At 46.3% G+C, this 26,503-nt stretch carries 26 protein-coding genes and 2 tRNA genes; 18 read left to right on the top strand and 10 right to left on the bottom strand.

Annotation, left to right across the window (positions count from 1 at the left end; all coding sequences use genetic code 11):
- The first annotated feature begins 3 nt into the window (after positions 1-3).
- On the top strand, positions 4-564 hold the full coding sequence (gene hemG / locus ACQ31U_RS03490) for a menaquinone-dependent protoporphyrinogen IX dehydrogenase (protein WP_431053707.1): 561 nt from the start codon (positions 4-6) through the stop codon (positions 562-564).
- Positions 554-4,030 carry an AAA domain-containing protein gene (locus ACQ31U_RS03485; protein WP_431053706.1) on the top strand — a complete coding sequence of 1,159 codons (3,477 nt, stop codon included), beginning with the start codon at positions 554-556 and terminating at the stop codon, positions 4,028-4,030. The genes hemG and ACQ31U_RS03485 overlap by 11 nt, the downstream gene beginning before the upstream one ends.
- A 44-nt stretch (positions 4,031-4,074) precedes the next feature.
- On the opposite strand, the gene nrdG is transcribed toward ACQ31U_RS03485, so the two are convergent.
- The 6 genes from nrdG to trmB form a co-directional block, all read right to left on the bottom strand.
- Positions 4,075-4,542, bottom strand: a complete 468-nt coding sequence (gene nrdG, locus ACQ31U_RS03480) for an anaerobic ribonucleoside-triphosphate reductase-activating protein (RefSeq protein ID WP_431053705.1) — start codon at positions 4,540-4,542, stop codon at positions 4,075-4,077.
- Between the two features lie 15 nt (positions 4,543-4,557).
- Entirely contained in the window at positions 4,558-6,681 is a 2,124-nt protein-coding gene (nrdD, locus tag ACQ31U_RS03475) for an anaerobic ribonucleoside-triphosphate reductase (RefSeq protein ID WP_431053704.1), read from the bottom strand.
- 170 nt (positions 6,682-6,851) lie between these two features.
- On the bottom strand, positions 6,852-7,145 hold the full coding sequence (yggU, locus tag ACQ31U_RS03470) for a DUF167 family protein YggU (protein WP_431053703.1): 294 nt from the start codon (positions 7,143-7,145) through the stop codon (positions 6,852-6,854).
- A 3-nt stretch (positions 7,146-7,148) separates the two neighbouring features.
- Positions 7,149-7,697, bottom strand: coding sequence for a YggT family protein (locus tag ACQ31U_RS03465; protein ID WP_431053702.1), 549 nt, complete (start codon positions 7,695-7,697; stop codon positions 7,149-7,151).
- Positions 7,698-7,782: 85 nt separating this feature from the next.
- Positions 7,783-8,121: a YggL family protein gene (locus ACQ31U_RS03460; RefSeq protein WP_431053701.1), complete on the bottom strand. Its 339-nt coding sequence runs from the start codon at positions 8,119-8,121 to the stop codon at positions 7,783-7,785.
- Positions 8,122-8,160: 39 nt separating this feature from the next.
- A complete protein-coding gene (trmB, locus tag ACQ31U_RS03455) occupies positions 8,161-8,919 on the bottom strand; it encodes a tRNA (guanosine(46)-N7)-methyltransferase TrmB (protein ID WP_431053700.1) in 759 nt (252 codons plus the stop codon).
- Positions 8,920-9,177: 258 nt separating this feature from the next.
- On the opposite strand from trmB, the gene ACQ31U_RS03450 reads away from it, so the two are divergent.
- The gene (locus ACQ31U_RS03450) at positions 9,178-10,263 is read left to right on the top strand and encodes a hypothetical protein (RefSeq protein ID WP_431053699.1); all 1,086 of its coding nucleotides are present in this window, start codon (positions 9,178-9,180) and stop codon (positions 10,261-10,263) included.
- A gap of 50 nt (positions 10,264-10,313) precedes the next feature.
- Here the strand turns inward: ACQ31U_RS03450 and ACQ31U_RS03445 are convergent, their stop codons facing one another.
- From ACQ31U_RS03445 to ACQ31U_RS03435, 3 genes are all read right to left on the bottom strand, one after another.
- A complete protein-coding gene (locus ACQ31U_RS03445; RefSeq protein WP_431053698.1) occupies positions 10,314-11,612 on the bottom strand; it encodes a type II toxin-antitoxin system HipA family toxin in 1,299 nt (432 codons plus the stop codon).
- Positions 11,612-11,890 (bottom strand): helix-turn-helix domain-containing protein, encoded by a 279-nt coding sequence (locus ACQ31U_RS03440; protein ID WP_431053697.1) that lies wholly within the window; start codon positions 11,888-11,890, stop codon positions 11,612-11,614. The genes ACQ31U_RS03445 and ACQ31U_RS03440 overlap by 1 nt, the downstream gene beginning before the upstream one ends.
- 138 nt (positions 11,891-12,028) lie before the next feature.
- Entirely contained in the window at positions 12,029-14,224 is a 2,196-nt protein-coding gene (locus ACQ31U_RS03435; RefSeq protein WP_431053696.1) for a heavy metal translocating P-type ATPase, read from the bottom strand.
- A gap of 78 nt (positions 14,225-14,302) precedes the next feature.
- Here ACQ31U_RS03435 and cadR point away from each other — a divergent pair, with 78 nt between their 5' ends.
- From cadR to ACQ31U_RS03405, 6 genes are all read left to right on the top strand, one after another.
- Entirely contained in the window at positions 14,303-14,755 is a 453-nt protein-coding gene (gene cadR / locus ACQ31U_RS03430) for a Cd(II)/Pb(II)-responsive transcriptional regulator (RefSeq protein WP_431053695.1), read from the top strand.
- A gap of 138 nt (positions 14,756-14,893) precedes the next feature.
- Positions 14,894-16,027, top strand: a complete 1,134-nt coding sequence (mutY, locus tag ACQ31U_RS03425; protein WP_431053694.1) for an A/G-specific adenine glycosylase — start codon at positions 14,894-14,896, stop codon at positions 16,025-16,027.
- A 47-nt stretch (positions 16,028-16,074) separates the two neighbouring features.
- Entirely contained in the window at positions 16,075-16,347 is a 273-nt protein-coding gene (locus ACQ31U_RS03420; RefSeq protein ID WP_431053693.1) for an oxidative damage protection protein, read from the top strand.
- Between the two features lie 22 nt (positions 16,348-16,369).
- Entirely contained in the window at positions 16,370-17,458 is a 1,089-nt protein-coding gene (gene mltC, locus ACQ31U_RS03415; RefSeq protein WP_431053692.1) for a membrane-bound lytic murein transglycosylase MltC, read from the top strand.
- Between the two features lie 132 nt (positions 17,459-17,590).
- Positions 17,591-17,666, top strand: a tRNA-Phe gene (locus ACQ31U_RS03410).
- Positions 17,667-17,670: 4 nt separating this feature from the next.
- Positions 17,671-17,746: transfer RNA gene (locus tag ACQ31U_RS03405), tRNA-Asn, on the top strand.
- A gap of 130 nt (positions 17,747-17,876) precedes the next feature.
- Here ACQ31U_RS03405 and ACQ31U_RS03400 read toward each other — a convergent pair.
- Positions 17,877-18,476 (bottom strand): YajG family lipoprotein, encoded by a 600-nt coding sequence (locus ACQ31U_RS03400; protein ID WP_431053691.1) that lies wholly within the window; start codon positions 18,474-18,476, stop codon positions 17,877-17,879.
- A gap of 124 nt (positions 18,477-18,600) precedes the next feature.
- Here ACQ31U_RS03400 and ACQ31U_RS03395 point away from each other — a divergent pair, with 124 nt between their 5' ends.
- The 9 genes from ACQ31U_RS03395 (at position 18,601) to nqrM (ending at position 26,437) form a co-directional block, all read left to right on the top strand.
- Positions 18,601-18,906 (top strand): BolA family protein, encoded by a 306-nt coding sequence (locus ACQ31U_RS03395; protein WP_431053690.1) that lies wholly within the window; start codon positions 18,601-18,603, stop codon positions 18,904-18,906.
- Positions 18,907-19,288: 382 nt separating this feature from the next.
- Complete coding sequence (locus ACQ31U_RS03390) at positions 19,289-20,629, top strand: Na(+)-translocating NADH-quinone reductase subunit A (protein WP_431053689.1); 1,341 nt, start codon at positions 19,289-19,291, stop codon at positions 20,627-20,629.
- Position 20,630: 1 nt separating this feature from the next.
- Positions 20,631-21,881, top strand: a complete 1,251-nt coding sequence (locus ACQ31U_RS03385; protein WP_431053688.1) for an NADH:ubiquinone reductase (Na(+)-transporting) subunit B — start codon at positions 20,631-20,633, stop codon at positions 21,879-21,881.
- Entirely contained in the window at positions 21,874-22,644 is a 771-nt protein-coding gene (locus tag ACQ31U_RS03380) for a Na(+)-translocating NADH-quinone reductase subunit C (protein ID WP_431053687.1), read from the top strand. The genes ACQ31U_RS03385 and ACQ31U_RS03380 overlap by 8 nt, the downstream gene beginning before the upstream one ends.
- Positions 22,637-23,266 (top strand): NADH:ubiquinone reductase (Na(+)-transporting) subunit D, encoded by a 630-nt coding sequence (locus ACQ31U_RS03375; RefSeq protein ID WP_431053686.1) that lies wholly within the window; start codon positions 22,637-22,639, stop codon positions 23,264-23,266. Before ACQ31U_RS03380 ends, ACQ31U_RS03375 begins: the two co-directional genes overlap by 8 nt.
- Positions 23,267-23,268: 2 nt before the next feature.
- Positions 23,269-23,865: an NADH:ubiquinone reductase (Na(+)-transporting) subunit E gene (gene nqrE / locus ACQ31U_RS03370; RefSeq protein WP_431053685.1), complete on the top strand. Its 597-nt coding sequence runs from the start codon at positions 23,269-23,271 to the stop codon at positions 23,863-23,865.
- 15 nt (positions 23,866-23,880) lie between these two features.
- The gene (nqrF, locus tag ACQ31U_RS03365; RefSeq protein ID WP_431053684.1) at positions 23,881-25,104 is read left to right on the top strand and encodes an NADH:ubiquinone reductase (Na(+)-transporting) subunit F; all 1,224 of its coding nucleotides are present in this window, start codon (positions 23,881-23,883) and stop codon (positions 25,102-25,104) included.
- Positions 25,105-25,128: 24 nt separating this feature from the next.
- Positions 25,129-26,184, top strand: a complete 1,056-nt coding sequence (locus ACQ31U_RS03360) for an FAD:protein FMN transferase (protein WP_431053683.1) — start codon at positions 25,129-25,131, stop codon at positions 26,182-26,184.
- Positions 26,185-26,212: 28 nt separating this feature from the next.
- Positions 26,213-26,437, top strand: a complete 225-nt coding sequence (gene nqrM / locus ACQ31U_RS03355) for a (Na+)-NQR maturation NqrM (protein WP_431053682.1) — start codon at positions 26,213-26,215, stop codon at positions 26,435-26,437.
- Positions 26,438-26,503 lie beyond the last annotated feature (66 nt).

Below are 26,503 nucleotides of genomic sequence, written 5' to 3'. Positions count from 1 at the left end.
AAAATGAAAACCTTAATTATTTATTCGAGTGTCGATGGGCAAACCCATAAAATTGCGCAAGCGATTGCCGCCGAAATCAAAAACCAGAATCGGAATCGGAATCAAAGTGCGGTGGTGGATTTAGTGGCACTCGCCGCAGCCGAGCAGCGGGATTTGGCGCAGTACGATCGGATTATCATCGGCGCGTCGATTCGTTACGGGCATTTTAACAAGGCGTTAGAGCCGTATATCGCCCGCCATGCGGCGTTATTAAATGCGAAAAAAACCGCCTTTTACAGCGTGAATTTAACCGCGCGCAAAGCGGATAAAAATACCCCTGAGACCAACGCCTACACCCGTAAATTATTGCAACGGATCGACTGGCAACCGAGCCAAAGTGCGGTTTTCGCCGGTGCGTTGCGTTATCCGCAATACCGTTTTTTTGACCGTTTTATGATCCGTTTGATTATGAAAATCACCGGCGGCGAAACCGACACCAGCAAAGAGGTGGAATATACCGATTGGGCGAAGGTGGCGGCGTTTGCTAAAGGATTAGACGCTTTAGGAGTTGAAGATGGAATATGATTCGGTAGATAAAAAAATACGACGTTCCCGTTGCATAGAAATTCTTAAATTTTGGTATAAGATCGAATTTTTTATTCCTTTCGATTTACAAAGGACGGTGCTGGAAGCCAGTGACGCCGAAAGGACGATACATTGTTTTTCGCAAGCCGATTTACAGTCGTCAGAAATTCGATTGTGGCAAGCTAATACCGCGCAAGACGGTTATAAAATTACTGGATACGAAATCTATTTTGGGATTTTTGATAAATACGAGCTGTCAAAAATAACGCAAAAAGTGGTCTCTGAAGAGCTGGGGTTAGAAAACGAGCTTTTTGAAGAGGAACGGCTGGATCTTGAGGGAAAAACGTGTTTTGCAAAATTGAAGTTGAATCAAGAAGGTGAATTGCTTCTGGATGATATTGCTGTTTCGGCAGCTCCTTGGGCACTGGGGCAAATTCAGAAAGGCGGGCTAAGCGGATTATCATCTGAGCAATTTGATTATGATTTGGATCAACTTAAATTAAAGCTGGTTAATTTTCAGTACGACTATTTACAGCGTGCGACAGAGGAAAATCAACAAAAAGGCTTATCCGGTCTGGATTTATTATCTTTACAAACACTTTTTTATCAATGGGCGGATTATCAACCTCACTTGAGCAACCAAGATTCAATGACGATCGTTATTCGAGCCTTGATGACGCCGATTAAAAAATCGGATTCTGCCACCGCCACCGCTCTTAGTGATAGCAATAATAATAGAGAACAGCAAGAAGAAGACCTTGATACCCAAGAAAATTTAATTAATATTTTTAATAGTTTTTATATTAAAGAGCTTAAGAGCGTTATTATGGCATTGAAAAATGGCGAAAGTTGTTCTGTGTTAGAGGAGTATCTGACGCCATTGAGTAAAGCGCAGCGGATTGATTTGTATCAGCTTGAAGGACAAAAGCAAATTGCGGAGAGATTACGTCCGCGTTATCTCAATGCCGGACATTGGCCGGATTGCCCGACGCATAGAATGAGTTTAATGCAGCAATTTGCGATTAACAGTATTTTTACGCAACTGAAGCAAAGCGGAATATTTTCAGTCAATGGGCCGCCCGGAACCGGTAAAACGACACTGTTGCGCGATATTATGGCAGAGAATATTGTCCGTCGGGCCCATGAATTAGCGCAGTTTAATCGTGTTGTCGATACTTTTTCCGGAAAGCGGCAAGTCGATTTTCACGGTGGCAAATGTGTGACGATTTCATTATTAAAAGAGTCACTGACCGGCTTTGAAATGGTTGTTGCCTCGTCAAATAATACGGCTGTCGAAAATATTTCTAAAGACTTACCCAAAGCAAAATCGCTGGGGATGTGGAAAATTAGTGAGGATAGCAATAATTTATCTGAACATGCTCAATCCAACGAAGCACCGCTAACCTATTTGCAAACAGTTGCCCATAATATTGCGGCTAAAAACAATAAGGGTGGTTATAATCAGCTTTCGGATGAAGAGTTGCCTTGGGGATTGATTGCATGTTCGCTCGGAAATAAAACCAACCGGCAGAATTTTGTGAATAAATTCTTTTTTGATGGCGAAGGTAGCCTTGATTCAACCGCTAAAGGGTATGATTGCAATAAACATCAATCGATATGGCATTGGCGTCGAGATTATGCTAAGAAAAAAGGAATATCTTTTGCTCAAGCAAGAAGCGATTTTTTAGCGATAGAAGCTGAAGTGAGTACATTAATTCAACAACTCGATCACTATGCCCAACTGCGTATTGAGTTAGATGGTCAAACTGAAGTTGATTTTATTCGGCAAATTTTGCAACAAGAGAAGAGCGCCAAAAAACAGTTAAGTGAGGTAGAAAATAACCTGTTGCAAGTGGAACAGCGCAGGGAAATCATTAGCGCTGAATTACGTTTGTTGATAAAAGAGAAAAACGCAATTGAGCAAATCCGACCTAATTGGTGGTGGTTGAAAAAGATTTTTAAATCTAATGATTGCATTCACTACATCGCGGTGTTGAACGAGAAGAAAGAAAAGTTGCAGATATGCAACGAGCAGGAGATCCAGTTAGAAAAAGAATGGCTTAGTTTAAAAAAGAGTCAGCATTCAGCCTTGCTTCATTATCAAACGCTACGGCGGCAGTTAGTAGAAAGACGGAAATTATGGCAGGTCAAAATGCAGGAATTGGAACAGTATCGGCATACTTTTCCGGAGGCCGAAGCGCCGTTTGACAGCTGCGCGTTAGAGCAAGATAAATGGCAGATTCAGGGAGTATGGTTTGATAAAAGAGTAAATATCAAACGCTCGCAACTTTTTAAAGCCGCCTTACAATTACATGAAGCTTGGTTAGCAGAGGTCACACAACAAGGGAATGGTTTTGCAGGAAATCTTCTGGCAATACAAGATTTTTTATCCGGTAAACATATATTGAAAACGGAAAATATCCTGCCGATTTGGCAAAGTTTATTTATGATAATCCCTGTTATTTCCAGTACTTTTGCCTCATTTTTTACTCAATTCAGAGGGCTGGGGGCAAAAAGTCTCGGCTGGCTGTTTATTGACGAAGCCGGGCAAGCAATACCGCAGGCTGCTGTCGGCGCACTATGGCGTAGTCAAAGAGCCGTTGTAGTCGGTGATCCGTTGCAAATTGAACCTGTATTTACCGTTCCGACTAAATTAATCGAAGCGATAGCTCAAATTTCCAACCAAGATATCACCAGGCAGGTGGCTCCGCATAAAATATCAGTGCAGTACTTGGCTGATATGGCGAATCAATATGGAGTCAGTCTTGATGATGATTGGCTTGGCTGTCCGCTAAGAGTTCATCGCCGCTGTGTCGATCCGATGTTTTCGATCGCCAATCAGATTGCTTATCAAGGCAAAATGGTCTTTTTCGAACCGATAGATCGACTGAAACGGTTGCCGCCGAAAGGAAGTTTGGATTTAGGAAACAGCGCCTGGGTTGATATTGGCGGTGCGGCTAATAATAAGCAATCGGTTAAAGAGCAGATTGAACTGGTATTTGAAGCCGTTGTAATTTTATATAATAAATTGAATGAGCTGCCGCCAATTTACATTATTTCTCCTTTCAAACAGATTCAAGCGGAATTGGTTAAGAAAATGGTAAATCATGACGAATGGAGCCATTGCCATTCGTTAATAAGGGAAGCGCCGTTGAAATCGACCTTGAAAAAATGGTGCGGTAGCCGTATAGGAACTGTGCATACTTTTCAAGGCAAAGAAGAAAGTATTGTATGGCTGGTGCTTGGCTGTGATGAGCTCAATCTTTGTGCGGCGGGTTGGGCGGCAAGCAAACCTAATTTATTAAATGTGGCTTTAACCCGTGCTAAGCACCGCTTTTTTATGATCGGTGACATGACAATATGGGGCAATCTGCCATTTTTCACGGAAGCGAATAGCCTATTACCTAAAATAACGGCAAAAAAATTCTTAGACAATGTGTCAACGTGTTTGGACAGTAAGGTATAAAACGTCATTTTTTGCCCGTGACGCCTTATCAAGATTGCTATTTTTTAGATATGCAACCGATAAATCACCTGATTACTCGAACCGCGCCACAGCAGTTTCGGATCGGCGAGGCTCTGCTCGAATTTGCCGTCGATCAACACATCCACATAACCCACCAACGCCTTTTGCTCGGGGCTGAGTTCTTGCAAACGATAACCCGTCCACAACCAAATATCCTTGCCCAAACACTCGCGTTTAATCCGTTGCACCAACGGCAAAAGTGCGGTCAGGTTTCTCGGGTGCAACGGATCGCCGCCGCTCAGGCTCAAGCCTTGCCGCTTGATCCGTGTGTCTTGTAAATCGGCAATAATCTGATCTTCCATCGCTTGATCGAACGGCACTCCGGCACAGAACGACCAGCTTTTTTGGTTGTAACAGCCCTTGCATTGGTGTTCGCACCCTGCGACAAACAGGGTGCAGCGCGTGCCTTCGCCGTTGACCACATCAACCGGATAATATTGCAGATAATTCATGTTCAGACCGTACTTTTATAGGTGTTTCACCCGCCGTTTCACCTCTTCCTGCTTGCCGCTGTTGAACGGACGCGCGTCGGGACTGCCGAGATAGCCGCACACCCGACGGGTCACCGACACCGTGTTACTGTCGTGATTGCCGCAGGACGGGCAGGTGAAGCCTTTGCTGGTGCAGTCGAATTCGCCTTTGTAACCGCAGCCGTAGCACTCGTCAATCGGCGTATTGGTGCCGTAATACGGCACGCGCGAATAGCTGTAATCCCACACGTCCTCCAACGCTTTCAGGTTGTGTTGCAGATTCGGGTATTCGCCGTAGCAGATAAAACCGCCGTTGGCGATTGGCGGATATGCCATTTCAAAATCCAGTTTATCGTACGGATTGACTTTCTTCTCCACGTCCAAATGGAAACTGTTAGTGTAATAACCTTTGTCGGTTACGCCCTCGATAATGCCAAAGGTTTTGCTGTCGAGGCGGCAGAAACGGTCGCACAGATTTTCACTTGGGGTGGAATACAGGCTAAAGGCATAGCCGGTTTCTTGTTTCCACGTTTCGACCGCACTTCGCAGGTGTTGCACGATCGCCAACCCTTTTTGCCACAGACTTTGTTGATCATAAATATGGCTGCCGAACAGCGCATTGATGGTTTCGTGAATGCCGATATACCCGAGCGAAATCGAGGCTCTGCCGTTTTTGAAAATATCGGCGACACAATCATCGGCGTTTAAACGCACGCCGCACGCGCCCTCCATATATAAAATCGGCGCAACCCGCGCTTTGGTTTGTTGCAAGCGCGCAATCCGCGTCATCAGCGCTTTTTTAGCAATGGCGAGGCGCTGATCCAACAATTGATAAAACCGCACTTCGTCACCTTGCGCTTCCAGCGCAATACGCGGCAGGTTCAAACTGACGACGCCGAGATTATTGCGCCCCTCGTGGATTTCCTGTTGATCCTGTTCATATTTGCCTAAAAAGCTGCGGCAGCCCATCGGCGCTTTGAACGAACCGGTGACTTGCACCACTTGATCGTAATTCAAAATATCGGGGTACATGCGTTGCGTGGCGCATTCCAGTGCCAGTTGTTTAATGTCGTAATTCGGATCCGTCGGATGTAAATTTAGCCCTTGTTTTAAGGTAAACACCAGTTTCGGGAAAATGGCGGTTTTATGATTTTTGCCTAAACCGCGAATTCGGTTTTGCAAAATCGCCTGCTGAATCAGACGTGATTGCCAACTTGTGCCCAAGCCGAAACCGAAGGTCACAAACGGGGTTTGCCCGTTGGCGGTGTGCAGGGTGTTGACTTCGTATTCCAACGATTGAAAGGCGTCAAAACACTCTTTTTGCAAGCGTGCTTTGGCGTAGCCTTCCGCATCGGCAATTTGCCATTCTGCCGCCACCACCAAATGTTTTTCATAACTTTTCTGCACATAAGGCGCAAGCACTTCATCAATCCGATTGATGGTTGTGCCGCCGTAAATATGGCTTGCCACCTGCGCGATAATCTGTGCGGTGACGGCGGTGGCGGTGGTGATCGATTTCGGGGTTTCAATCTCGGCATTACCCATTTTAAAGCCCTGCTCGAGCATGCCTTGCAGATCAACCAACATGCAGTTGAACATCGGGAAGAACGGCGCGTAATCCAAATCGTGATAATGAATTTCGCCTTTTTCGTGTGCCGCCACCACATCGGCGGGCAAGAGATAGCGTTTGGCGTAATGTTTTGCCACGATACCCGCCAGTAGATCGCGCTGGGTCGGGATCACTTTGGCGTCTTTATTGGCGTTTTCATTCAGGATTTCCAGATTGCTTTGCTCAATCAACCCCTCGATCTCTTGCGTCAATTGGCTACGTTTCTCGCGCGCCAAATCGCGGTCGTGGCGGTATTCGATATAGGCACGCGCAATTTGAGGATATTGGCTGCGCATTAGTTTTTCTTCGACAATCGCTTGAATATGCGCAATATCAATCTGCTTTTGATAATGGCTGAAAATCTGCTGGCAAACTTCATTGCTGATATGCGAACAAAACGCCTCGTTGTTGATACCGCAAGCAACCGCCGCCTTACGAATCGCCTGTAAAATCCGCTCCGCCACAAACGGCGTGCTGGCACCGTCGCGTTTGATGACCTGTAACCCTGACATAAAAGCCCCTTATATTGATTAAATCAAAAAGCTAAAACACTATATATAGATGTTTTATTATTTGAAAGCACTATATCTTGAAAATTTGATCTGTGTCAAATAAAAATGCTTCTCAAAAATTAAGGGGTGATTTGTATGGGAAATAAGAAAGCAAAGAATAAAGTGCGGTTTTACGCATTAAGCAAGGCTTGTACCACATCAGGAATGATTTTCGGTTCAGGAATAAAAACTTGTTTATGCCGATTTAATTCGCCTTTTTCCAACACAATGCTACTTTTGGCGACTTTGAATTGTTTGCTGAGGAATTTTAACAGGTGCGCGTTGGCTTGTCCGTCAATCGGCGGGGCGGTGATGGTGATTTTCAGCTCGTCGTCGTGTAGCCCGACCAGCTGATCTCTGCTCGCTTTGGGTTGCAGCAAAATTTTCAGCCGCAATCCGTTTGGGTGTGTTTCAACCGCCGCCATCGGTTATGCAAGCAGCCACAAGGCGCCGAAGAGATCCATCAGCAACTTGTTGCCGAAAATCAGGATAAACGCCAACGCCATCACCGAGAAATCGATCATGCCGGTATTCGGCAGAATGCGGCGAATCGGGGCTAGCAGCGGCTCAGTGATACGGTACAGTTGGTATTCCAGCGGGTGATTGCCTTGCGAAAACCAGCTCATTACCGCACGGATCAAAATCGCCCAAAAGATAATCTCGCCAAACGCCTTAATCATCGCCAATACACCGATCAGTGCGAACTGCGGCAAACTGGCGCCGTCAAAACCGCCGGTTAATAGCGGATATTTCAGCATATTCAGCACAAAAGCGAATGCTAACGCAGCAAAATCAATATTCTTGCGCGTTGGGATCAATTTGCGTAACGGCGCCAACACCGGCTGCGTCAGTTTCACCACGACTTGCGACAGCGGATTGTAAAAATCCACCTGACAATATTGGAACCACGCGCGCAATATCAGAATAAAGGTATATAGCCCCGCCACGGTCTGCACTAAAAATTGTAATGTGTTCATGATTATCCTTCAAAAAATAGCAAAAGTGCGGTCTGAAAACCGCACTTTAATAGATAAGATCAAATTTCAATAATTCAAGGCGCAATTACTGAATCGGATAATCCCACCAGATATCGAACAGTTCGCTGGTTTCGATTTGTTGCAGGTTGTTTGCGCTGAGCCAGTTTTGTACCAACGTGCGGTGTGAATCGTCGCAGTTGCCGACTTTTTCCAAACAAACCAACCCTTCCCAATGTAGGTAGCCGCTGCCTTCGTAGGCTAAGCCGTGTGGCTTGATCACTTCGTCGATAAAACGATCCAAAGTGGCGTCGATTTCTTCAACCGAAGTGTTGTCGGCGAATTGCCAGCGGACAACAAAGCCTAACTCTTGGAATTCGGCAAGGTGCATTTTTTTGCGCTGTCTGCGGTTACGCTGAATAGCCATACTATTTTCCTTTTTTAGTTGATAATGAATAAAGTTTATTTAACGATAAATAAAATACAGATCCCAAACCCCGTGTCCCAGTTTTTGTCCGCGCTGTTCGAACTTGGTCAACGGGCGGAAATCCGGACGCGGGATATAATCGTTCGTTGCCGATTGGTTATGCAATTCATCGCTGTGTTGCAGGGTTTCCAGCATATGCTCGGCATAATTCTGCCAATCGGTCGCCATGTGAATAAAGCCACCGCACTTCAGCTTTTGTTGTATCAAGCGGATAAATTCCGGCTGCACGATCCGACGTTTATGGTGTTTGCTTTTTTGCCACGGATCAGGGAAAAACAATTGTAATCCGCCTAAGCTGTGATCGGCAATACTGTCGCGCAAAATTTCCATCGCGTCGTGGCAAATTACGCGCAAATTCGTCACCTTTTCCTGCACCGCCAATGCCACGCAGGCACCGACGCCCGGAGTATGCACTTCAATTCCGAGATAATTGCGATCCGGATTATTTTTCGCCATTTCCACCAACGACGTTCCCATGCCGAAGCCGATTTCCAACACCACCGGATTATCATTGCCGTAAATCGCGCTGAAATCGAACGGCGTGGCTTGATATTCCAAGCCGAAATCCGCCCAATGGTTGTTCATCGCATTTTTCTGATAATCGCTCAAACGCCCGGTGCGCAGCACAAAGCTACGCACTTTGCGCATATAACGCCCGTCGGCGGTAAATTCCGCGGTTTCGACCGTTTTGCGCTTCTGATCGGCAAAGGTGGTTTGCGGTTGTGTAACTTTTGACATGATAACGAAATAAGATCCCTTTCTATTTGATAGGCGCATTATGCAAATATCTGTGGGGATTACAACTGTTTTCGCTATTTCTTTGGCAATCAAGGGTGATCAGAGCCTGATTTCTTACGTTAAATAGACAAAGCTTGACGTAATCCTTGTTAGAATGCGCACCACCTCAGTTAAGCAAATAAGAATAGGATGTATTTATTTTTGATTTGAGGCTTAACCTGCGGAATATTTCATTAACATGATGATAAGAGAAATAACATGATGAAAAGTATTTATAATAAAACAGCAATTACCCTTTTCCTATCCGCTTTTTTAGTTGCTTGTGGCGGCGGCGGTGGATCGTCTGCGGCTGATACGACTCCAATTGCTTCCAATTTGGTTGAAAATTCAGGTTCAAATTCAGGCTCTGCAAGTTCATCTGAGCAAACTGAACTGGCGGCTTTAAAAGAGAAAGAGATTCGTAGCCAAGCATCAAATAAGCAGCAATCTGAAAACACTGCGTCAGAAAATACAAGTACAAATCAGGTTAATACTGGCGTATCTGAAGATAAAGAAGAAGAGCCAAAAGATAAACCAGAGGATCAAGTTCCTCCGGCGGTAGATCCTGTACAACCACAACCACAACCACAACCACAACCACAAGTGATACCTACTTATGATGGGCAATTAGTCATGATTAAGTATGGTTATGGCTTTTCAGCATGGGAAGGTGAAAGAAAAGGATATTATGAAGTTAAATTAGATAATAATAAATTTGAAACGGTCAAAACCTCAGAAACACCATCAACTATTACTATTGTAGATGGTGATAATAATACAAAAGTACTTTCTTTAGCAGATGTTGGTTATTATGGTTATATTGCAACAGATAATGAGGTCGCTGCAGGGGATGTATGGAGGGACGCTACTCAGCGTGCTCGTGAATTTGATATGTTTTATGGCTATAATAGTGATAAAAAAGATACAGTTGCTCCATCGGTCAGTATGAATTATGAAGGCAAGTTCCTTTATTCGACGAACACTAATGATTTTGCTAGTGCTGAAGCAAATTTGAGTTTAACTTATAATGCAACCACAAAAGGCATGAGTGGTACAATTCAAAGTAATGATACTGGCGGTGGTCAGCTATTTTTAGACTTGGCTGGATCGGATGTTACTGAACCTGATTTTACATTGCAAGCGACTGTAAATAAAAAGCAAAATCAATATGATCTAATTACTAAAGACGGTGAGTTAAAAGGTGATTTCTTAGATAAGGGTAAATTTATTGTTGGAAAAGGAAGCTCCAATGATAATGGGGCTGAGTGGCGAGGTGTTTTCGGCGCAGAAGGAACGCCACAATAGTCTCAAGCAATCAATATGTTACCGAACCGCACTTCAACGTGCGGTTTTTTCTATCCTTTCAATCGCTTTCCTTGCTGCCAAACGCCCTCTAAAATCGGTTCGCCAATCTCTAGCGGAAAGTTTTTCGGCAGCCGTTGCTGACATTGTTCAACCGCACTTTGATAGTTTGTAGCAACTTCGTGCAATATTTCTTCGACGAGTAGCGGGCGCAAACCTGCCAGTCTGCCGGTTTCGAGAAAATGGCGGATTTGGATTTTATCCCATAAATAGTGTTTGTTTTTTCCGTGCCATGCCATTGCCATTTTGATTTTTTGCCGTTGTAAGCCTTGCGGTTTTAACAGTGGAAACGCAGAGATGACATCATAAAACGGCGTTAGACGGTAGCGGTTATCTTTTTCCAAAAACAGACTGTAGTTTTTCGCATGTCCGTCAATCGCCGCCATCAACCAAAAGATAATCTGTGCTTTAAAAAAGCGCAGACGATCTTCAAGACTGTCTGCCGAGCCTTTTAACAATTCGAGAATGGATAAGATACTCGGTCCGCCGTCCGCTTCGTATTTTAACGCAGGGGCAATTGCCAAGGCTTGACACATATCTTCCTGCGGCAAGCGCACTAACCAACGTCCTGAAGCCGCCCAGCGGCGATCAAAACGTTCAACCGACAACACTTTGCAATCGTCAAAATACAAAATTTCCGCATTGGCGACGGGCAAGCCAAAGGCTGTCAACAGTTGCAAACAAAGCCATTCATTTTCGCAACTGTCGGATAAATCAAGCTGTCCTTGCCCGACAATACCGATCGGCAATTTCATAATATGGCTGGTCGGCGTGGTGTTGAGCGGCTTGCACCATTGGTTGTGATGATATAAAAGTGCGGTTTTTTCCTGCGCACCGGCAAGGGAAATCCGAAAATCTTGGTGTGCATTATCCATTCCCAACGGTGAAAATTGGTAGTTTTTTAATAATGCCGCAATATCCGTTTCACTTAACGGCACGGCGTCGATTTTCCTGACCGAATAAGGGCGTTTTCCTTGCGGATAAAGCTGAATTGCGCCAACACAGTCATGCCCAATGGCACCGAGTAAATCAAACGGGTGTTTGGTGGCAACTTGGAAACGCTGTTGAATACGTGAACGGATTTGTTCATTATCAGGCAATAAATTATCGAAAAAATTATAGACGGGGCTACCTTTATAGACTTTTTCCGATAACGGCAGCGACAACGAAATCGGACGCGCCTTAGCGTGGTTTAACCAAGTGGATTCGTATTGAAATTGGCTTGCGCCGTCGCGGCTTTTTGTCCACAGCCCGACTTCAATACCGTTCATCGCAATCGTCAAGCGGTTCATCACCAATCCTCGTCATCAAAATCAGGGGTCGGCTCTTGCACTTGATCACTTGTCGGGGTTGCGGTTTTATTACGTGGCGATAGCGTGATTTCTAGTTCTAACGCCGACAGCAAATTAAACAAGGTATCGACTTTGCTGCGTTCAGGCTGGTTTTCAAAAGCGGAAACCGTCGCTTGCTTCACGCCGGCGAGCAAAGCGACTTGCGATTGCGACAACTTATTCTGATAGCGAAATTCTTTTAAGGCATGCGCTAACATTTTTGCGGTGGTAATTGCCATGATTTATCCTCTTTAGCAGATATTTAATAAAATAACCGCTAAAAAGGATAAAGTCAAGTTTATCCTTATATAGGGATAAATAAAGAGGTTTCTCTACCGCACTTTTTCATCTTTAATCACTAAAGTGTGGTTAGCCGATTAGGTTCGCATTAAGCGTAAGCCATTTCCCACCACCAGTAAACTGGTGCCGACATCAGCGAACACCGCCATCCACATTGTGCCTAGCCCGGCAAGCGTTAAAACAAAGAAGAGGAGTTTAACCGCAAGGGCGAAGCTGATGTTTTGCTTCAGAATGGTGTGGGTATTTTTTGATAAACGGATAAATTCAGGGATTTTGCGCAAATCATCGTCCATTAAGGCAACATCAGCGGTTTCAAGTGCGGTATCCGTTCCCATTGCGCCCATGGCAAAACCAATATCTGCACGGGCAAGGGCGGGCGCGTCATTAATGCCGTCGCCGACCATGCCGATTTTTTGCTGTTTAGCTTGTTGTTCAACCGCACGTTGTATCACCTTTAATTTATCTTCAGGCAATTGATTGCCAAGGGCTTGATCAATGCCGACTTGTGCCGCAATCGTATTGGCGGTGTGTTGATTGTCACCGGTCAGCATTAGCGTTTTTACGCCTAAGTTGTGTAGTTCGGCAATGGCTTGGCAGCTGCTTTTTTTCACGGTATCAGCAACGGCAAATAGCGCCAACACTTGTTTGTTATCCGCTAATAGCACCACGCTGTTACCCTGTTTTTCCAATAGCTCGATTTGGCTTTGTAGCTCGTTCGTGGCTTGTTTGCGTTCTTCGATTAAGTGAATATTGCCCAGCACATAGTCCGTGCCGTTAATTTGCCCTTGTACGCCGCGTCCCAAAAGTGCGGTGAAATTGTCCACATCGGCTAATGCTGGATTTTGTTCATTGCCAGCAGTTGTAATCGCCTGTGAAACCGGGTGATCGGAATGAGCGGCAAGGCTGGCGGCAAGGCGTTGTGCTTCCGTCAATGGCATGGCGGCAAGTGCGGTCATTTCGGTTTGTACCGGTTTGCCGTGGGTTAAAGTTCCGGTTTTATCCAACGCCAAGGTTTTTAATAACCGCCCTTGTTCTAAATAAACGCCGCCTTTAATCAAAATCCCTTTGCGCGCCGCCGCTGCCAAGCCGCTGACCACTGTGACCGGCGTGGAAATGACCAAGGCGCAAGGGCAGGCGATCACCAATAAAACCAATGTCTTATAAATCCATTCAAACCAAGCGCCAGCCATAAATAGCGGCGGAATGATGGCAACCAACAATGCAATCACCAGCACCGCAGGGGTATAAATTTGCGCGAAGCGATCGACAATGCGTTGTGTCGGCGCTTTCACACTTTGCGCCTCTTCCACCGCATGGATAATGCGGGCTAGGGTCGAGTTGTTTGCGGCGGCGGTGACTCGGTATTCAAACGAACCGCTTTGGTTGATCGTGCCGGCGAATACCTGATCACCCACCGTTTTATTCAGCGGCAGACTTTCGCCGGTAATCGGCGCTTGGTTGACCGCACTTTGCCCCCAGGTGATCGTGCCGTCGAGGGCGATTCGTTCACCCGGTTTTACCCGTACAATATTGCCCACAGCCACGTTCTGCGCTGTAATCTCTTGCCACGAACCGTCAGCTTGTTGTACGGTGGCGGTTTCGGGGGCGAGCGCCATTAATTCGCCAATTGCATTTCGGGCACGCTCAAGGGACTTGGCTTCGATCATTTCTGCCAAAGCAAACAATACCATCACCATCGCCGCTTCCGCCCATTGTCCAATCAGCAAGCCGCCGGTTACGGCAATGCTCATCAAGGCGTTGATATTTAAACTGCCGCAGCGAATCGACCACAAGCCTTTTTTGTAAGTTTCCAATCCGCACAACAACACCGCTGTCACCGCCAAGATTGCCCCAATCCCATTAGCCCAAGTGGGCAAGCCAAACCAAGTTACGGCTTCTGCACCTAATGCCGATACGCCAGCTATCGCCAGTGGCAATAGCGGTTTTTGCGGTTCGACGGTTTGGGCTGGTTTGCCGTCGCTATCCGGCAATTCAGGCTCAAAACCAAGGGCGCGGATTGCGGCTAATATCTTCGGCAAATCATGTTCGCCGTGGGTGACGCGCAACATTCGTTGGATTAGATTGAATTCCAACGCGTGTACTTCTGCCATTGCGCCTAATTTTTTGCGAATCATGCCTTCTTCGGTCGGGCAGTCCATTTGCTTGATCCGCATGGTGGTTTGTACCCCGCCTGCGACCGTTTTGGCTTGCGCCAACTCGGCAAAGTGCGGTTGTGCCGATTGATGACGTTGCTGAGAGCAGCAGCCTGACATAATCTTTTCCTTCAATCGTACGGTTGTTGTATGATATTAAACACCCTGTAGCAGCTACAGGGTCAAGCGGGGGAAAAAATGAAAATCGGGGATTTGGCTAAACAAACCGGCTGTGCGGTGGAAACCATTCGTTATTACGAACGGGAGGGATTAATGCCGGCGGCACCGCGCAACCGCCTGAATAACTACCGTGAATACGGCACGCGACATTTGGAGCGCTTGGTGTTTATCCGCCGTTGCCGCGCTTTAGAAATGACACAGGATGAAATTCGTGAATTGCTACAAGCCAAAGCCGACTCCAATGCCAGTTGCGCTTCGATTAATGATTTGATTGATCGGCATTTGCTGCACGTTAAAGCACGGATTGCGGAGTTACGCGCGTTGGAAGCGCAATTAGGCGAATTGCGCAGCCAATGCGGCGAAGTGCACCGTATGCAGGATTGCGGAATTTTGAAAGGATTGGAACGGCTGAATTGCGCTGACGTTGCCCATTCGGTTAGTCGTGCGCATAAGGTGTGTGGTAATCGATAGTATCGGGCATGGTAACATCTGACATTAATTGAAAAAACACATTCTGACGAAAATGCAACGCTGCGGAAGTGTGATTTTCATGGCGTTGTGAGTGCAGTTGCGGTAAAGTGCGGTTTTTTGATTCGCAATAGAGCCGTTATGTTAGCCCAATCTTCAATTCATGCCCCTTTCGCACGTGCGGTACTCGACTGGTACCGGCAATACGGACGCAAAGATTTGCCGTGGCAGCGTAATAAAACCCTATATCAAGTTTGGTTGTCGGAAGTGATGTTGCAACAAACCCAAGTGGCGACCGTGATCCCCTATTTCGAACGCTTTACGGCGACTTTTCCGACGGTGACGGCATTGGCAGATGCGGCGATTGATGAAGTGCTACACCTCTGGACGGGCTTGGGTTATTACGCGCGGGCGCGCAATTTGCATAAAGCGGCGCAGGTGATCCGCGATCAACATCACGGACAATTTCCAACCGATTTTGAACAAGTGTGGCAGTTGCCCGGGGTTGGGCGTAGCACCGCCGGTGCGATTTTATCTTCTTGCCTGAATGCGCCTTATCCGATTCTGGACGGCAATGTGAAACGCGTATTGGCGCGCCATTTTGCCGTAGACGGCTGGGCGGGAGAGAAAAAAGTCAGCGACCGACTGTGGCAATATAGCGAGCAAGTCACCCCGAACGAGCAAGTGGCGGATTTTAATCAGGCGATGATGGATCTGGGCGCGATGGTGTGTACCCGTTCGAAACCCAAGTGCGGTCTGTGCCCGCTGCAAGTTAGTTGTGTCGCCAATCGGCAACAGAATTGGCAGGCTTATCCGGGCAAAAAGCCGAAAAAAAGCTTGCCGGAAAAACAGGCGTATTTCTTATTGTTGCGGGACGGCAATCAGGTGTTATTACAGCAGCGCCCGCCGCAAGGCTTGTGGGGCGGACTGTATTGTTTCCCGCAGTTTGAACAGAAAGCGGATTTGCTTGCCTATTTACAGCAACAGGATATTCGGGATTACCGACAATGGACCGCTTTTCGCCACACGTTCAGCCATTTTCACTTGGATATCGTACCGATTTATGCGGAGAAAACCGCACTTCGGATGAATGACCGCCCCCGATCATACCCTTTGTCAGAAAAAGTGGCGGAAAGCCAACCGGAATACCGCACGGATATACCCGAAACAAAGAATTATTGGTATAATTTTCAATCACCGCCAAAAATCGGTTTGGCGACACCAATGAAAAATTTATTATTACAATTGCAGGCAATGCAACCAAGGCAGAAATAATTTGTCTAATTAATGATCTAATGTAAAAAAGTAAAAAGGACTAGCAAATGGCACGAACAGTTTATTGCGAATATTTGAAACAGGAAGCCGACGGGCTGGATTTTCAGCTTTATCCCGGTGAACTGGGCAAGCGGATCTTCGATTCGATCAGCAAGCAGGCATGGGGCGAATGGATGAAAAAACAGACCATGTTAGTCAATGAGAAAAAACTGAATATGATGAACGTTGAACATCGTCAGCTACTGGAAAGCGAAATGGTCAATTTCCTGTTTGAAGGCAAAGACGTTCATATCGAAGGCTATGTTCCCCCAAGTCAATAAGCGGCGAGTTGAAGGTTTACCCATGAAAAAATATTTACTGGTGCTGTTGATCCCTTTTTTAGTGGCGTGTGGCTCTTCCTCCAAAAAAAGCAGTGGAATTGATTATGACGACGCTTTTGCCAAAGATTTACGGGGGTTGGATATTCTGACCGGGCAGTTTTCGCATAACATTGATCGCAAATGGGGAGTGAACGAACTGTTGGTGGCGAGCCGTAAGGATTATGTCAAATACACCGACCAATATAACACCCGCAGCCATATCAGTTTTGACGAAGGCAAGATCACCATTGAAACCCAGGGAATGGACGCATATCGCCTGAAAAAATCCATTGTGCATACCTTGATGATGGGTTCGGACGCCAACGGAATTGATCTGTTTGCCGACGGTGATGCGCCAATCAGCTCACGTCCGTTTTTAGCCGGACAGGTGGTGGATCACCGTGGCGCGACGATTAGCAATCTCGACAGCGCCAATGCTTTTGCCAATCATTTATTGCAAAATAGCCTGCAAACCCGGCGCTTGAGTAACGGGCAGTTGGTAGAATATGTCACCATTCCGATGATCGCCAACCATATCAACGTACGCGCGCAAAAATATGTGCCGTTCGTGCGCCGCGCCGCGCGTCATTATAATATTGACGAAAGCCTGATTTTGGCGATTATGCAAACCGAATCGAGCTTCAATCCGTATGCGATCAGTTATGCCAATGCAATCGGTTTAATGCAGGTGGTGCCGCATACTGCCGGACGTGATATTTTTCAGATTATGAAGAAAATGCCGGGACAGCCGAGCAAAGAATATTTGTTTGATCCGCACAAAAACATTGATGCCGGTGTCGCCTATTTGTCTTTGTTGCAAAATAACTACCTTGCCGGGATCACCGATCCGTCTTCTAAACGCTATGCGATGATTTCCGCGTATAACAGCGGTGCAGGGGCGGTGTTGCGCGTGTTTGATCAGGACAAAACCATGGCGATAGAAAAGATCAATCGCTTACTTCCCGAGCAAGTGTACCGCACTTTGACCACCCGACATCCGTCTGCTCAGGCGCGTAATTATCTGGTGAAAGTGGATTCGGCGCAAAAGAAATATCGCGTGCGTGCTAATTAATAATCAGTTTACGGATTAAAAACAGACACTTTGCACACAAAGCATGCAAACGAATGGGGCGATGAAAGTTTTTTTAAAATAGAGGTTGACTTGAAAACGAAAAAAACGTTTAATACGCACCACTGATGAGTTGCCTCGATAGCTCAGTCGGTAGAGCAGGGGATTGAAAATCCCCGTGTCGGTGGTTCGATTCCGCCTCGAGGCACCACTTTTCCTCCTTAGTTCAGTCGGTAGAACGGCGGACTGTTAATCCGTATGTCGCTGGTTCAAGTCCAGCAGGAGGAGCCATTATTTACGACCCGTTGAGTTTACTCAGCGGGTTTTTTCTTGTCTGAATTTCAATGCCGCTGAGAGCCAGCCATAAAAAACCGCACTTTGAAAGTGCGGTTTGGCTGCAACATAAATAATGCGGTTATGGCTAATTGCTCAATCCCAACAGCGCGTTGCTGATTTCATTGTCGTTATAGAACTTGGTGACGACATCTTGGAAAGAGCGGTTGATGATTTTCTGAATGCCTTCGTTATTCACGCCGAATACGCCCTCTTGCGAGTTGGTCGCGCCGAAACTTTTCGAGAATGTGCCTTTCGCGCCTTGAACTTCCACCACGATATTCACTTTGCTGTCAATTTTATATTTCAGATTGCCTTCGCTCACTTGCGCGCCGAAATCGGTAATACGCACAATCACATTGCTGTTTGAAGCAGATCCGCCGGCGATACGGAAGCCTTTGCTATTCAGACCTTGCTGCACCACTTGTTGAAACAGCTGTGCTACTTCCGGGCTGGCAATCAGGTGTTGTACGTTGCCGCCGGAGGTGTAACTGGCAACGGTTGAGCTGGCGCGTTGGTCTTGGGTGACCACATTGGCAACAACCCGTTGGTTGGCGGTGTTAAATTGAGCGCTTGGCGCCGGCGGGGTGAAGGTCAGGGTGTTATTTTGGGTTTGGCAACCGCTCAGTAACACCGCACTTCCCAATAGCAATGCGGAGGAAAGGGTTTTTAGCGAGGATTTTTTCATGTTATCTCCTTAAATATCAAATTTAAAATATCAGGCGAGAATTATTGTTGCAAACTCACGTAATAAAGTATAGCGTTAGACCGCAAAAATTATGCTTTTATTCACATTTCAGCTTAGGAATTTTATGGATCAGCAACAGATTGCCGCACTTTTACAACAAGCCTTGCAACCGGATTATCTTGAGGTGCTAAACGAAAGCCATATGCACAGTTCGGGCAAAGGGGCAAATTCGCATTTTAAAGTGATTATTGCTGCTTCGGATTTCGAAACGCTGCGTGCCGTGGTGCGTCATCAAAAAATTTATCAACTTATCAATCCGCAACAGAACGGGATTCATGCCTTGGCTATTCACGCGTATACCCCGCAAGAGTGGTCGAAAAAACAGCGGCAGGTTATTTCTTCCCCGAACTGCATGGGGCATGGCGATTAACTCTTTGTAGGTAAAATAGTAACAATCCTGCTACATTCGGGTATAAAAAGTGTGATCAGATCAAAAAAAGTCGTGGTTAAAGTGGAATTTTAGCGGCTTAATTGGTTACAATAAGTCGTTTTTATTATCAAAAAATTAACCATCAAAAATGACGGGAAGCAAGGCGAAGCATTTGGATAAGCAGCCTGTTGTCTTTTTTGATATTTTCCGGAATTTGAGTTTTAAATTTTATGTTTGAGTGGTAAGTGTTTAGCTGTTGTGGGATTCCCATGTTTAGACCTTTCCCCATTCATTGCTCAAAAAGAGGTTGCCGATACCGCGTTTTCAGAACGTAAGATTGGCAATTGTGATGTAAACCTAACTAAAAAGTAGTGCTAACAATATGATTACAATTAAGAAAGGCTTGGATCTTCCAATTTCAGGGAAACCGGCACAGGTAATCCAGAATGGTCCTGCCATTACTGAAGTTGCGGTGCTTGGCGAAGATTATGTAGGTATGCGTCCGTCGATGAGTGTTCGCGAGGGTGATGTTGTCAAGAAAGGACAGGTGCTTTTCTCTGATAAGAAAAACCCGGGTGTGGTCTTTACTGCACCGGCAAGCGGCACTGTCACGGCGATTAATCGTGGCGCCAAGCGTGTATTACAATCGGTTGTAATTAAGGTTGAAGGTAATGAGCAAATTACGTTTAACAAATACGATCGTCAACAACTGTCGTCATTAACCGATGAACAAGTACGTGAAAATTTGCTGCAATCCGGTCTTTGGACGGCATTGCGTACACGTCCGTTCAGCAAATCGCCGGCTACGGATGCCGTACCTGCCGCGATTTTTGTGAATGCCATGGATACCAATCCGTTGGCGGCAGATCCTGTGGTGATCATTAACGAGCAAGCGCAAGCATTCCAAGACGGTCTGTTGGTGCTCAGCCGCTTGAATAATGAAAAACTGTATGTGTGTAAAGCTGCCGGGACGCAAATTACCCTTCCGCAAATTGCCAAGCTGCAAACCGAAGAGTTTAGCGGTCCGCATCCCGCCGGATTAAGCGGTACGCATATCCACTTTCTTGAGCCGGTTAGTGCAACCAAATCCGTTTGGTATTTGAATTACCAAGATGTGATTGCCATTGGCAAACTGTTTACCAGCGGTGAATTGTCGGTTGAGCGTGTTGTCGCTCTCGGCGGTCCGCAAGTGAAAAATCCCGGGTTAGTGCGCACCTGTTTAGGGGCGAACCTTTCACAATTGACAGCCAATGAACTGCAAGACGGTGAAAACCGTGTGATTTCAGGTTCGGTATTAAATGGTACAACTGCGGTCGGTCCACATAATTATTTGGGACGTTATGCATTACAAGTTTCCGTGATTGCCGAAGGACGCGAGAAAGAGTTTATCGGCTGGATTATGCCGGGCGCAGATAAATTCTCAATCACCCGTACCGTGTTGGGACATTTTGGTAAAAAATTGTTTAACTTAACTTCGGCCGTGAACGGCGGACACCGTGCGATGGTGCCGATCGGTGCTTATGAGCGCGTAATGCCGTTGGATATTATTCCGACCTTGTTACTGCGTGATTTAAGTGCCGGCGATACTGACGGTGCGCAAGCGTTAGGTTGTTTGGAACTGGATGAAGAAGATCTGGCACTTTGCACCTTTGTTTGTCCGGGCAAAAATGAATATGGTCCAATCTTGCGCGCGGCGTTAGATAAGATCGAGAAGGAAGGTTAAAATGGGTTTAAAACATCTTTTAGAGAAAATCGAACCTGCGTTTTTGCCGGGTGGAAAATATGAAAAGTGGTATGCGCTGTATGAAGCAACCGCCACGTTTTTATATACACCGGGAACGGTAACCAGTAAATCTTCCCACGTACGTGATGCAATCGATTCAAAACGTATGATGGTATTAGTCTGGTTAGCGCTGTTTCCGGCGATGTTCTACGGTATGTACAACGTGGGCGCGCAATCATTATTGGCATTAGGCAGTTTGGCCTCACCTGAGGTGTTTGCGCAAAATGTGGCGCAAAATATTGCCAATGACTGGCACTTTGCTTTGGCGGATATGTTCGGGGTATTATCGCCGGATGCGGGCGTCATCGCCAAAATCGTACTGGGTGCAATTTTCTTCCTGCCAATCTATGCCGTAGTGTTTTTGGTAGGTGGTTTCTGGGAAGTATTATTCGCCATGATCCGTAAGCATGAAATCAACGAAGGCTTCTTTGTCACCTCAATCCTGTTGGCATTAATCGTTCCGCCAACGTTACCGTTATGGCAAGCGGCACTGGCAACCACTTTTGGGGTTGTTGTGGCGAAAGAAGTGTTCGGCGGTGTGGGTAAAAACTTTATGAACCCGGCGCTGGCGGGGCGTGCATTCCTATTCTTCGCTTATCCGGCGCAAATTTCCGGTGACGCAGTGTGGGTTGCCGCCGACGGTTTCACCGGCGCAACCGCACTTTCGCAATGGAATATGGGTGGCGAAAGTGGTTTGATTAACAATGTTACGCAACAACCAATCACTTGGATGGATGCTTTCATCGGTAACATTCCGGGATCGATTGGGGAAGTATCAACCCTAATGCTGATTTTAGGCGGCGCATTCATTATTTTCGCCCGTATCGCTTCTTGGCGTATCGTTGCCGGTGTGATGATCGGGATGATTGCGATGTCAACGCTTTTCAACGTCATTGGTTCTGACAGCAATCCGATGTTTGCAATGCCGTGGCATTGGCATTTGGTGCTGGGCGGCTTCGCCTTGGGGATGTTCTTTATGGCGACGGATCCGGTATCGGCCTCTTTCACGAATAAAGGAAAGTGGTGGTACGGCGCATTAATCGGCGTAATGTGCGTGTTAATCCGTGTGGTTAACCCGGCATATCCGGAAGGCATGATGTTAGCGATTCTATTTGCTAATTTGTTTGCACCGTTATTTGACTACTTGGTAGTTCAAGCAAATATCAAACGTAGGAGAGCTCGCAATGTTTAAGAAAGACAGTTTTGCAGGCACGATTCTGGTTATTCTTCTCGTCAGCTTAGTCTGTTCGATTATTGTTGCCGGCTCTGCGGTGAGCTTGAAACCGGTGCAGGAAGAACAAAAATTACTGGATAAACAAAAAAATATCCTTAGCGTAGCCGGTTTGTTAAAACCGGGAATCAATATTAAGCAGGTTTATGCGAAAAATATTGAGCCGCGTTTGGTTGATTTGAATACAGGCGAATACGTACCTGAACAAGCCGGATTTGACGCGGCTGCGGCGGCTAAGAACCCGCAAACCAGCATTGCCCTGCCGGCCGAAGAAGATTTGGCGAAGATTCGTCGCCGTGCCAATTTGGCAGAAATTTATTTGGTGAAAAATGATCAAGGACGAGTGGAAAAAATCGTACTGCCGATTTACGGCTCGGGTCTTTGGTCGGTGATGTACGGCTTTATGGCGATTCAGCCGGATGGCAATACGATTGACGGTATCACTTATTATCAACACGGGGAAACCCCGGGCTTGGGCGGTGAAATTGAGAATCCAGGCTGGCAGGCTCAATTCCCGGGCAAGAAAATTTATGATGCCCAAGGGCAAGAGGCGTTATTTGTTGCCAAAGGTGGTTCGGCCAATAAAGAACACGGAATTGATGCGTTATCCGGCGCCACGCTAACAGCGAACGGTGTCGACGCCAGTTTCAAATTCTGGTTTGGTAAAAACGGCTTCGGCCCGTTCCTGAAAAAACTTAGAGCAGGAGAATTAAACAATGGCTGAGTTAAAAGGTAGAAAAGGCTTATTGTTATCCCCTATCTTGGATAACAACCCAATTGCGTTACAAATCCTCGGGATCTGTTCTGCGCTGGCGGTGACAACCAAGTTGGAAACGGCTGTGGTAATGGCGATTGCAGTGGTATTTGTTACTGCGTTTTCCAGTTTCTTTATTTCTTGCATTCGCAATTTCATTCCGAACAGCGTGCGGATTATCGTACAAATGGCGATCATTGCCTCTTTGGTTATCTTGGTTGACCAAATTTTGCGCGCTTACGCTTATGATATTTCCAAACAGCTCTCGGTATTCGTCGGTTTGATTATCACCAACTGTATCGTTATGGGACGTGCGGAAGCGTTTGCGATGAAAGAAAGCCCGATTGACAGCTTCTTGGACGGGGTCGGTAACGGTTTGGGCTACGGTGCGATTTTAATCGTGGTGGCGTTCTTGCGTGAACTGATCGGTTCCGGAAAATTGTTCGGCGTAACGATTTTGGAAACCATCAATAACGGCGGCTGGTATCAGCCGAACGGTTTGTTCCTGTTGGCGCCAAGCGCATTCTTTATTATCGGTTTCGTGATTTGGTTATTAAGAACCTACAAACCGGAACAAGTGGAGAGTAAATAAGCATGGAACATTATATCAGTCTTTTTGTGCGTTCGATTTTTATCGAAAACATGGCACTGGCTTTCTTCCTTGGAATGTGTACTTTCCTTGCGGTATCGAAAAAAGTATCGACCTCTTTCGGTTTGGGGATCGCCGTTATCGTGGTATTGGGTATCGCAGTACCGACCAATAACATCGTGTATAACCTGATCTTGAAAGACGGTGCTTTGATTGAAGGCGTGGATCTCAGTTTCCTTAACTTTATCACCTTTATCGGTGTGATCGCTGCGTTGGTACAAATTCTGGAAATGATTTTAGATAAATACTTTCCGGCCTTGTACAACGCCTTGGGGATCTTCCTGCCGTTGATTACCGTAAACTGCGCAATCTTCGGCGGCGTATCTTTCATGGTACAGCGTGATTACAACTTTGCCGAATCAGTTGTGTACGGTATTGGTGCAGGTACGGGTTGGATGTTGGCAATCGTAGCGTTAGCCGGCTTAACAGAAAAAATGAAGTATTCCGACGTGCCGAAAGGCTTGCGTGGATTGGGAATCACATTTATTACTGTTGGCCTGATGGCGCTTGGCTTCATGTCATTCTCCGGCATTCAGTTGTAAAGAGAGGAATAGCAGATGGAAATCATTTTAGGTATCGCAATGTTTACCGTGATTGTTTTGGTTTTGGTGGTGCTGATTTTGTTCGCCAAGTCAAAACTGGTCAACTCCGGTGACATTACTATCGGGATCAACGAGGATCCGAGCAAAGCGATTAAACTGCCTGCGGGCGGTAAGCTGTTGGGCGCACTGGCGAGCGAAGGCATTTTCTTGTCTTCCGCTTGCGGCGGCGGCGGCTCTTGCGGTCAATGCAAGGTTAAAGTATTACACGGCGGCGGTGATATTCTGCCAACCGAACTTTCCCATATCAGTAAAAAAGAAGCCAAAGAAGGCTGGCGCTTATCTTGCCAAGTCAATGTCAAAAGCGACATGGAAGTGGAAGTCGAGCCGGAAATCTTCGGTGTGAAAAAATGGGAATGTACCGTTATTTCAAACGATAACAAAGCGACTTTTATCAAAGAATTGAAACTTGCCATTCCGGAAGGGGAAGAAGTTCCGTTCCGTGCCGGCGGTTACATTCAGATTGAAGCCGAGCCACATACCGTAAATTATAAAGACTTCGATATTCCGGAAGAATACCATGAAGACTGGGATAAATTTAACTTATGGCGTTATGTGTCGAAAGTCGACGAGCCGATTATCCGTGCTTATTCCATGGCATCTTATCCGGAAGAAAAAGGCATTATCATGTTGAACGTGCGGATTGCGACACCGCCGCCAAAACAACCTGATGCACCGCCAGGGCAAATGTCTTCTTACATTTGGTCATTGAAAGCGGGTGATAAAGTGACGATTTCCGGACCATTCGGCGAATTCTTCGCTAAAGATACCGATGCGGAAATGGTGTTTATCGGTGGTGGTGCCGGTATGGCGCCAATGCGTTCGCATATCTTTGATCAGTTAAAACGCCTGCATTCAAAACGTAAAATGTCGTTCTGGTATGGCGCACGTTCTAAACGCGAAATGTTCTACGTGGAAGATTTCGACACCCTGCAAGCGGAAAACGACAACTTTAAATGGCATGTAGCCTTGTCTGATCCGTTGCCGGAAGATCATTGGGACGGCTACACCGGCTTTATTCACAACGTATTGTATGAAAACTATCTGAAAGACCACGAAGCGCCGGAAGATTGTGAATACTATATGTGTGGGCCTCCGGTGATGAATGCCGCGGTAATCGGTATGTTGAAAAACCTAGGGGTTGAAGACGAAAACATCCTGTTGGATGACTTCGGTGGTTAATGGAATCACATTCAGAGATAGAAAATGATTTTAAAACAATCAATTAACTGGCTGGCCCGGCTCGGGCTAGCCTTTTTTATTAGTATCAGTGTTGCCGCCTGCGGTGATAAAACAACGGAAGTGGCTTTCAATGGTAAAACCATGGGCACCACTTACAGCGTCAAATATTTGGCTGACAGCAGCAAAAACTTGCCGGAAGCGCAAGCGGTGCAGCAAGCCATTGACCGCACTTTGCAAGAAGTGAACCGGCAAATGTCGACTTACCAGAAAGATTCGGAAATCTCCCGATTTAATCGGTTGCAACCGGTTGAAGGTGCATTTCCTATTTCAGCGGAATTTGGCAAGGTGGTTGCCGAAGCAATCCGTTTACACCAATTAACCGACGGAGCATTGGATATTACCGTCGGACCTTTGGTGAACTTATGGGGCTTCGGACCGGAAAACCGCCCGGAAAAGATTCCGACCGATCAGGAAATCGAGGCACGGCGCGCTTGGGTCGGTTTGGATAAATTAATCCTACAGCAGCAAGACGGGCAATATCGGTTAAGTAAAAGCATTCCGAATCTGTATATCGACCTATCGTCAATTGCCAAAGGCTTCGGCGTGGATCAATTGGCGGAATATCTGGAATCGCTCGGCGTGACGGATTATCTGGTTGAAATCGGCGGGGAAATCCGTGCCAAAGGGCGGAATAAAGCGAATAAAGCATGGCAAATTGCGATTGAAAAACCGGAATTTGACGGTTCAAGAGCGGTACAGTTGATCATTGGTTTGCAAGACATGGCAATGGCAACCTCCGGCGATTATCGTAACTATTTTGAACGGGACGGCGTACGTTTTTCCCATGAGATTGACCCGCATAGCGGCAAACCAATTCAACATAATTTAGTCTCGGTGACGGTGCTCGATCCGTCCAGTATGACCGCCGACGGCTTGGCGACGGGATTGTTTGTTTTGGGCAGCGACAAGGCATTGGCGGTTGCCGAAAAAAATAATCTGGCGATTTACTTGATTATCAAGACAAATAACGGTTTTGAGACTAAAATGTCATCGGCATTTAAACGGCTCACGGCGCAATAACCGTCAGCATAGGATTAGGAATGAAGTTATGAACGTATTTTTTATCACCTTCGGTATTTTTCTTGTGGTGATTCTAGCGATGTCAATCGGCTATTGGGTTAAACGCAAGTCTATCCATGGCAGTTGCGGCGGTATTGCCACCCTTGGCTTGGAAAAAGTGTGCGATTGTCCGGAACCTTGCGATAACCGTAAAGCCAAAATGGCAGCCGAAGCGCGAAAACAAAAATTAGAGCAACAAGAGCGAATTATCTAGTCGCCTATTGGTCGGGCGATCTCGTCCGACCAACCGATTATCTTGTAATATCAAACAATTGGATTT

The sequence above is a fragment of the Testudinibacter sp. TW-1 genome (genome assembly GCF_050613185.1).
GTDB lineage: Bacteria > Pseudomonadota > Gammaproteobacteria > Enterobacterales > Pasteurellaceae > Chelonobacter.
This window is presented reverse-complemented; position numbering and strand designations above follow the sequence as displayed.

Bases quoted from the DNA above. Each gene is read 5' to 3' on its own strand.
- hemG (WP_431053707.1), top strand. From the start codon at position 4: ATGAAAACCTTAATTATTTATTCGAGTGTCGATGGGCAAACCCATAAA.
- ACQ31U_RS03485 (WP_431053706.1), top strand. From the start codon at position 554: ATGGAATATGATTCGGTAGATAAAAAAATACGACGTTCCCGTTGCATA.
- nrdG (WP_431053705.1), bottom strand. From the start codon at position 4,542: ATGAATTATCTGCAATATTATCCGGTTGATGTGGTCAACGGCGAAGGC.
- nrdD (WP_431053704.1), bottom strand. From the start codon at position 6,681: ATGTCAGGGTTACAGGTCATCAAACGCGACGGTGCCAGCACGCCGTTT.
- yggU (WP_431053703.1), bottom strand. From the start codon at position 7,145: ATGGCGGCGGTTGAAACACACCCAAACGGATTGCGGCTGAAAATTTTG.
- ACQ31U_RS03465 (WP_431053702.1), bottom strand. From the start codon at position 7,697: ATGAACACATTACAATTTTTAGTGCAGACCGTGGCGGGGCTATATACC.
- ACQ31U_RS03460 (WP_431053701.1), bottom strand. From the start codon at position 8,121: ATGGCTATTCAGCGTAACCGCAGACAGCGCAAAAAAATGCACCTTGCC.
- trmB (WP_431053700.1), bottom strand. From the start codon at position 8,919: ATGTCAAAAGTTACACAACCGCAAACCACCTTTGCCGATCAGAAGCGC.
- ACQ31U_RS03450 (WP_431053699.1), top strand. From the start codon at position 9,178: ATGATGAAAAGTATTTATAATAAAACAGCAATTACCCTTTTCCTATCC.
- ACQ31U_RS03445 (WP_431053698.1), bottom strand. From the start codon at position 11,612: ATGAACCGCTTGACGATTGCGATGAACGGTATTGAAGTCGGGCTGTGG.
- ACQ31U_RS03440 (WP_431053697.1), bottom strand. From the start codon at position 11,890: ATGGCAATTACCACCGCAAAAATGTTAGCGCATGCCTTAAAAGAATTT.
- ACQ31U_RS03435 (WP_431053696.1), bottom strand. From the start codon at position 14,224: ATGTCAGGCTGCTGCTCTCAGCAACGTCATCAATCGGCACAACCGCAC.
- cadR (WP_431053695.1), top strand. From the start codon at position 14,303: ATGAAAATCGGGGATTTGGCTAAACAAACCGGCTGTGCGGTGGAAACC.
- mutY (WP_431053694.1), top strand. From the start codon at position 14,894: ATGTTAGCCCAATCTTCAATTCATGCCCCTTTCGCACGTGCGGTACTC.
- ACQ31U_RS03420 (WP_431053693.1), top strand. From the start codon at position 16,075: ATGGCACGAACAGTTTATTGCGAATATTTGAAACAGGAAGCCGACGGG.
- mltC (WP_431053692.1), top strand. From the start codon at position 16,370: ATGAAAAAATATTTACTGGTGCTGTTGATCCCTTTTTTAGTGGCGTGT.
- ACQ31U_RS03400 (WP_431053691.1), bottom strand. From the start codon at position 18,476: ATGAAAAAATCCTCGCTAAAAACCCTTTCCTCCGCATTGCTATTGGGA.
- ACQ31U_RS03395 (WP_431053690.1), top strand. From the start codon at position 18,601: ATGGATCAGCAACAGATTGCCGCACTTTTACAACAAGCCTTGCAACCG.
- ACQ31U_RS03390 (WP_431053689.1), top strand. From the start codon at position 19,289: ATGATTACAATTAAGAAAGGCTTGGATCTTCCAATTTCAGGGAAACCG.
- ACQ31U_RS03385 (WP_431053688.1), top strand. From the start codon at position 20,631: ATGGGTTTAAAACATCTTTTAGAGAAAATCGAACCTGCGTTTTTGCCG.
- ACQ31U_RS03380 (WP_431053687.1), top strand. From the start codon at position 21,874: ATGTTTAAGAAAGACAGTTTTGCAGGCACGATTCTGGTTATTCTTCTC.
- ACQ31U_RS03375 (WP_431053686.1), top strand. From the start codon at position 22,637: ATGGCTGAGTTAAAAGGTAGAAAAGGCTTATTGTTATCCCCTATCTTG.
- nqrE (WP_431053685.1), top strand. From the start codon at position 23,269: ATGGAACATTATATCAGTCTTTTTGTGCGTTCGATTTTTATCGAAAAC.
- nqrF (WP_431053684.1), top strand. From the start codon at position 23,881: ATGGAAATCATTTTAGGTATCGCAATGTTTACCGTGATTGTTTTGGTT.
- ACQ31U_RS03360 (WP_431053683.1), top strand. From the start codon at position 25,129: ATGATTTTAAAACAATCAATTAACTGGCTGGCCCGGCTCGGGCTAGCC.
- nqrM (WP_431053682.1), top strand. From the start codon at position 26,213: ATGAACGTATTTTTTATCACCTTCGGTATTTTTCTTGTGGTGATTCTA.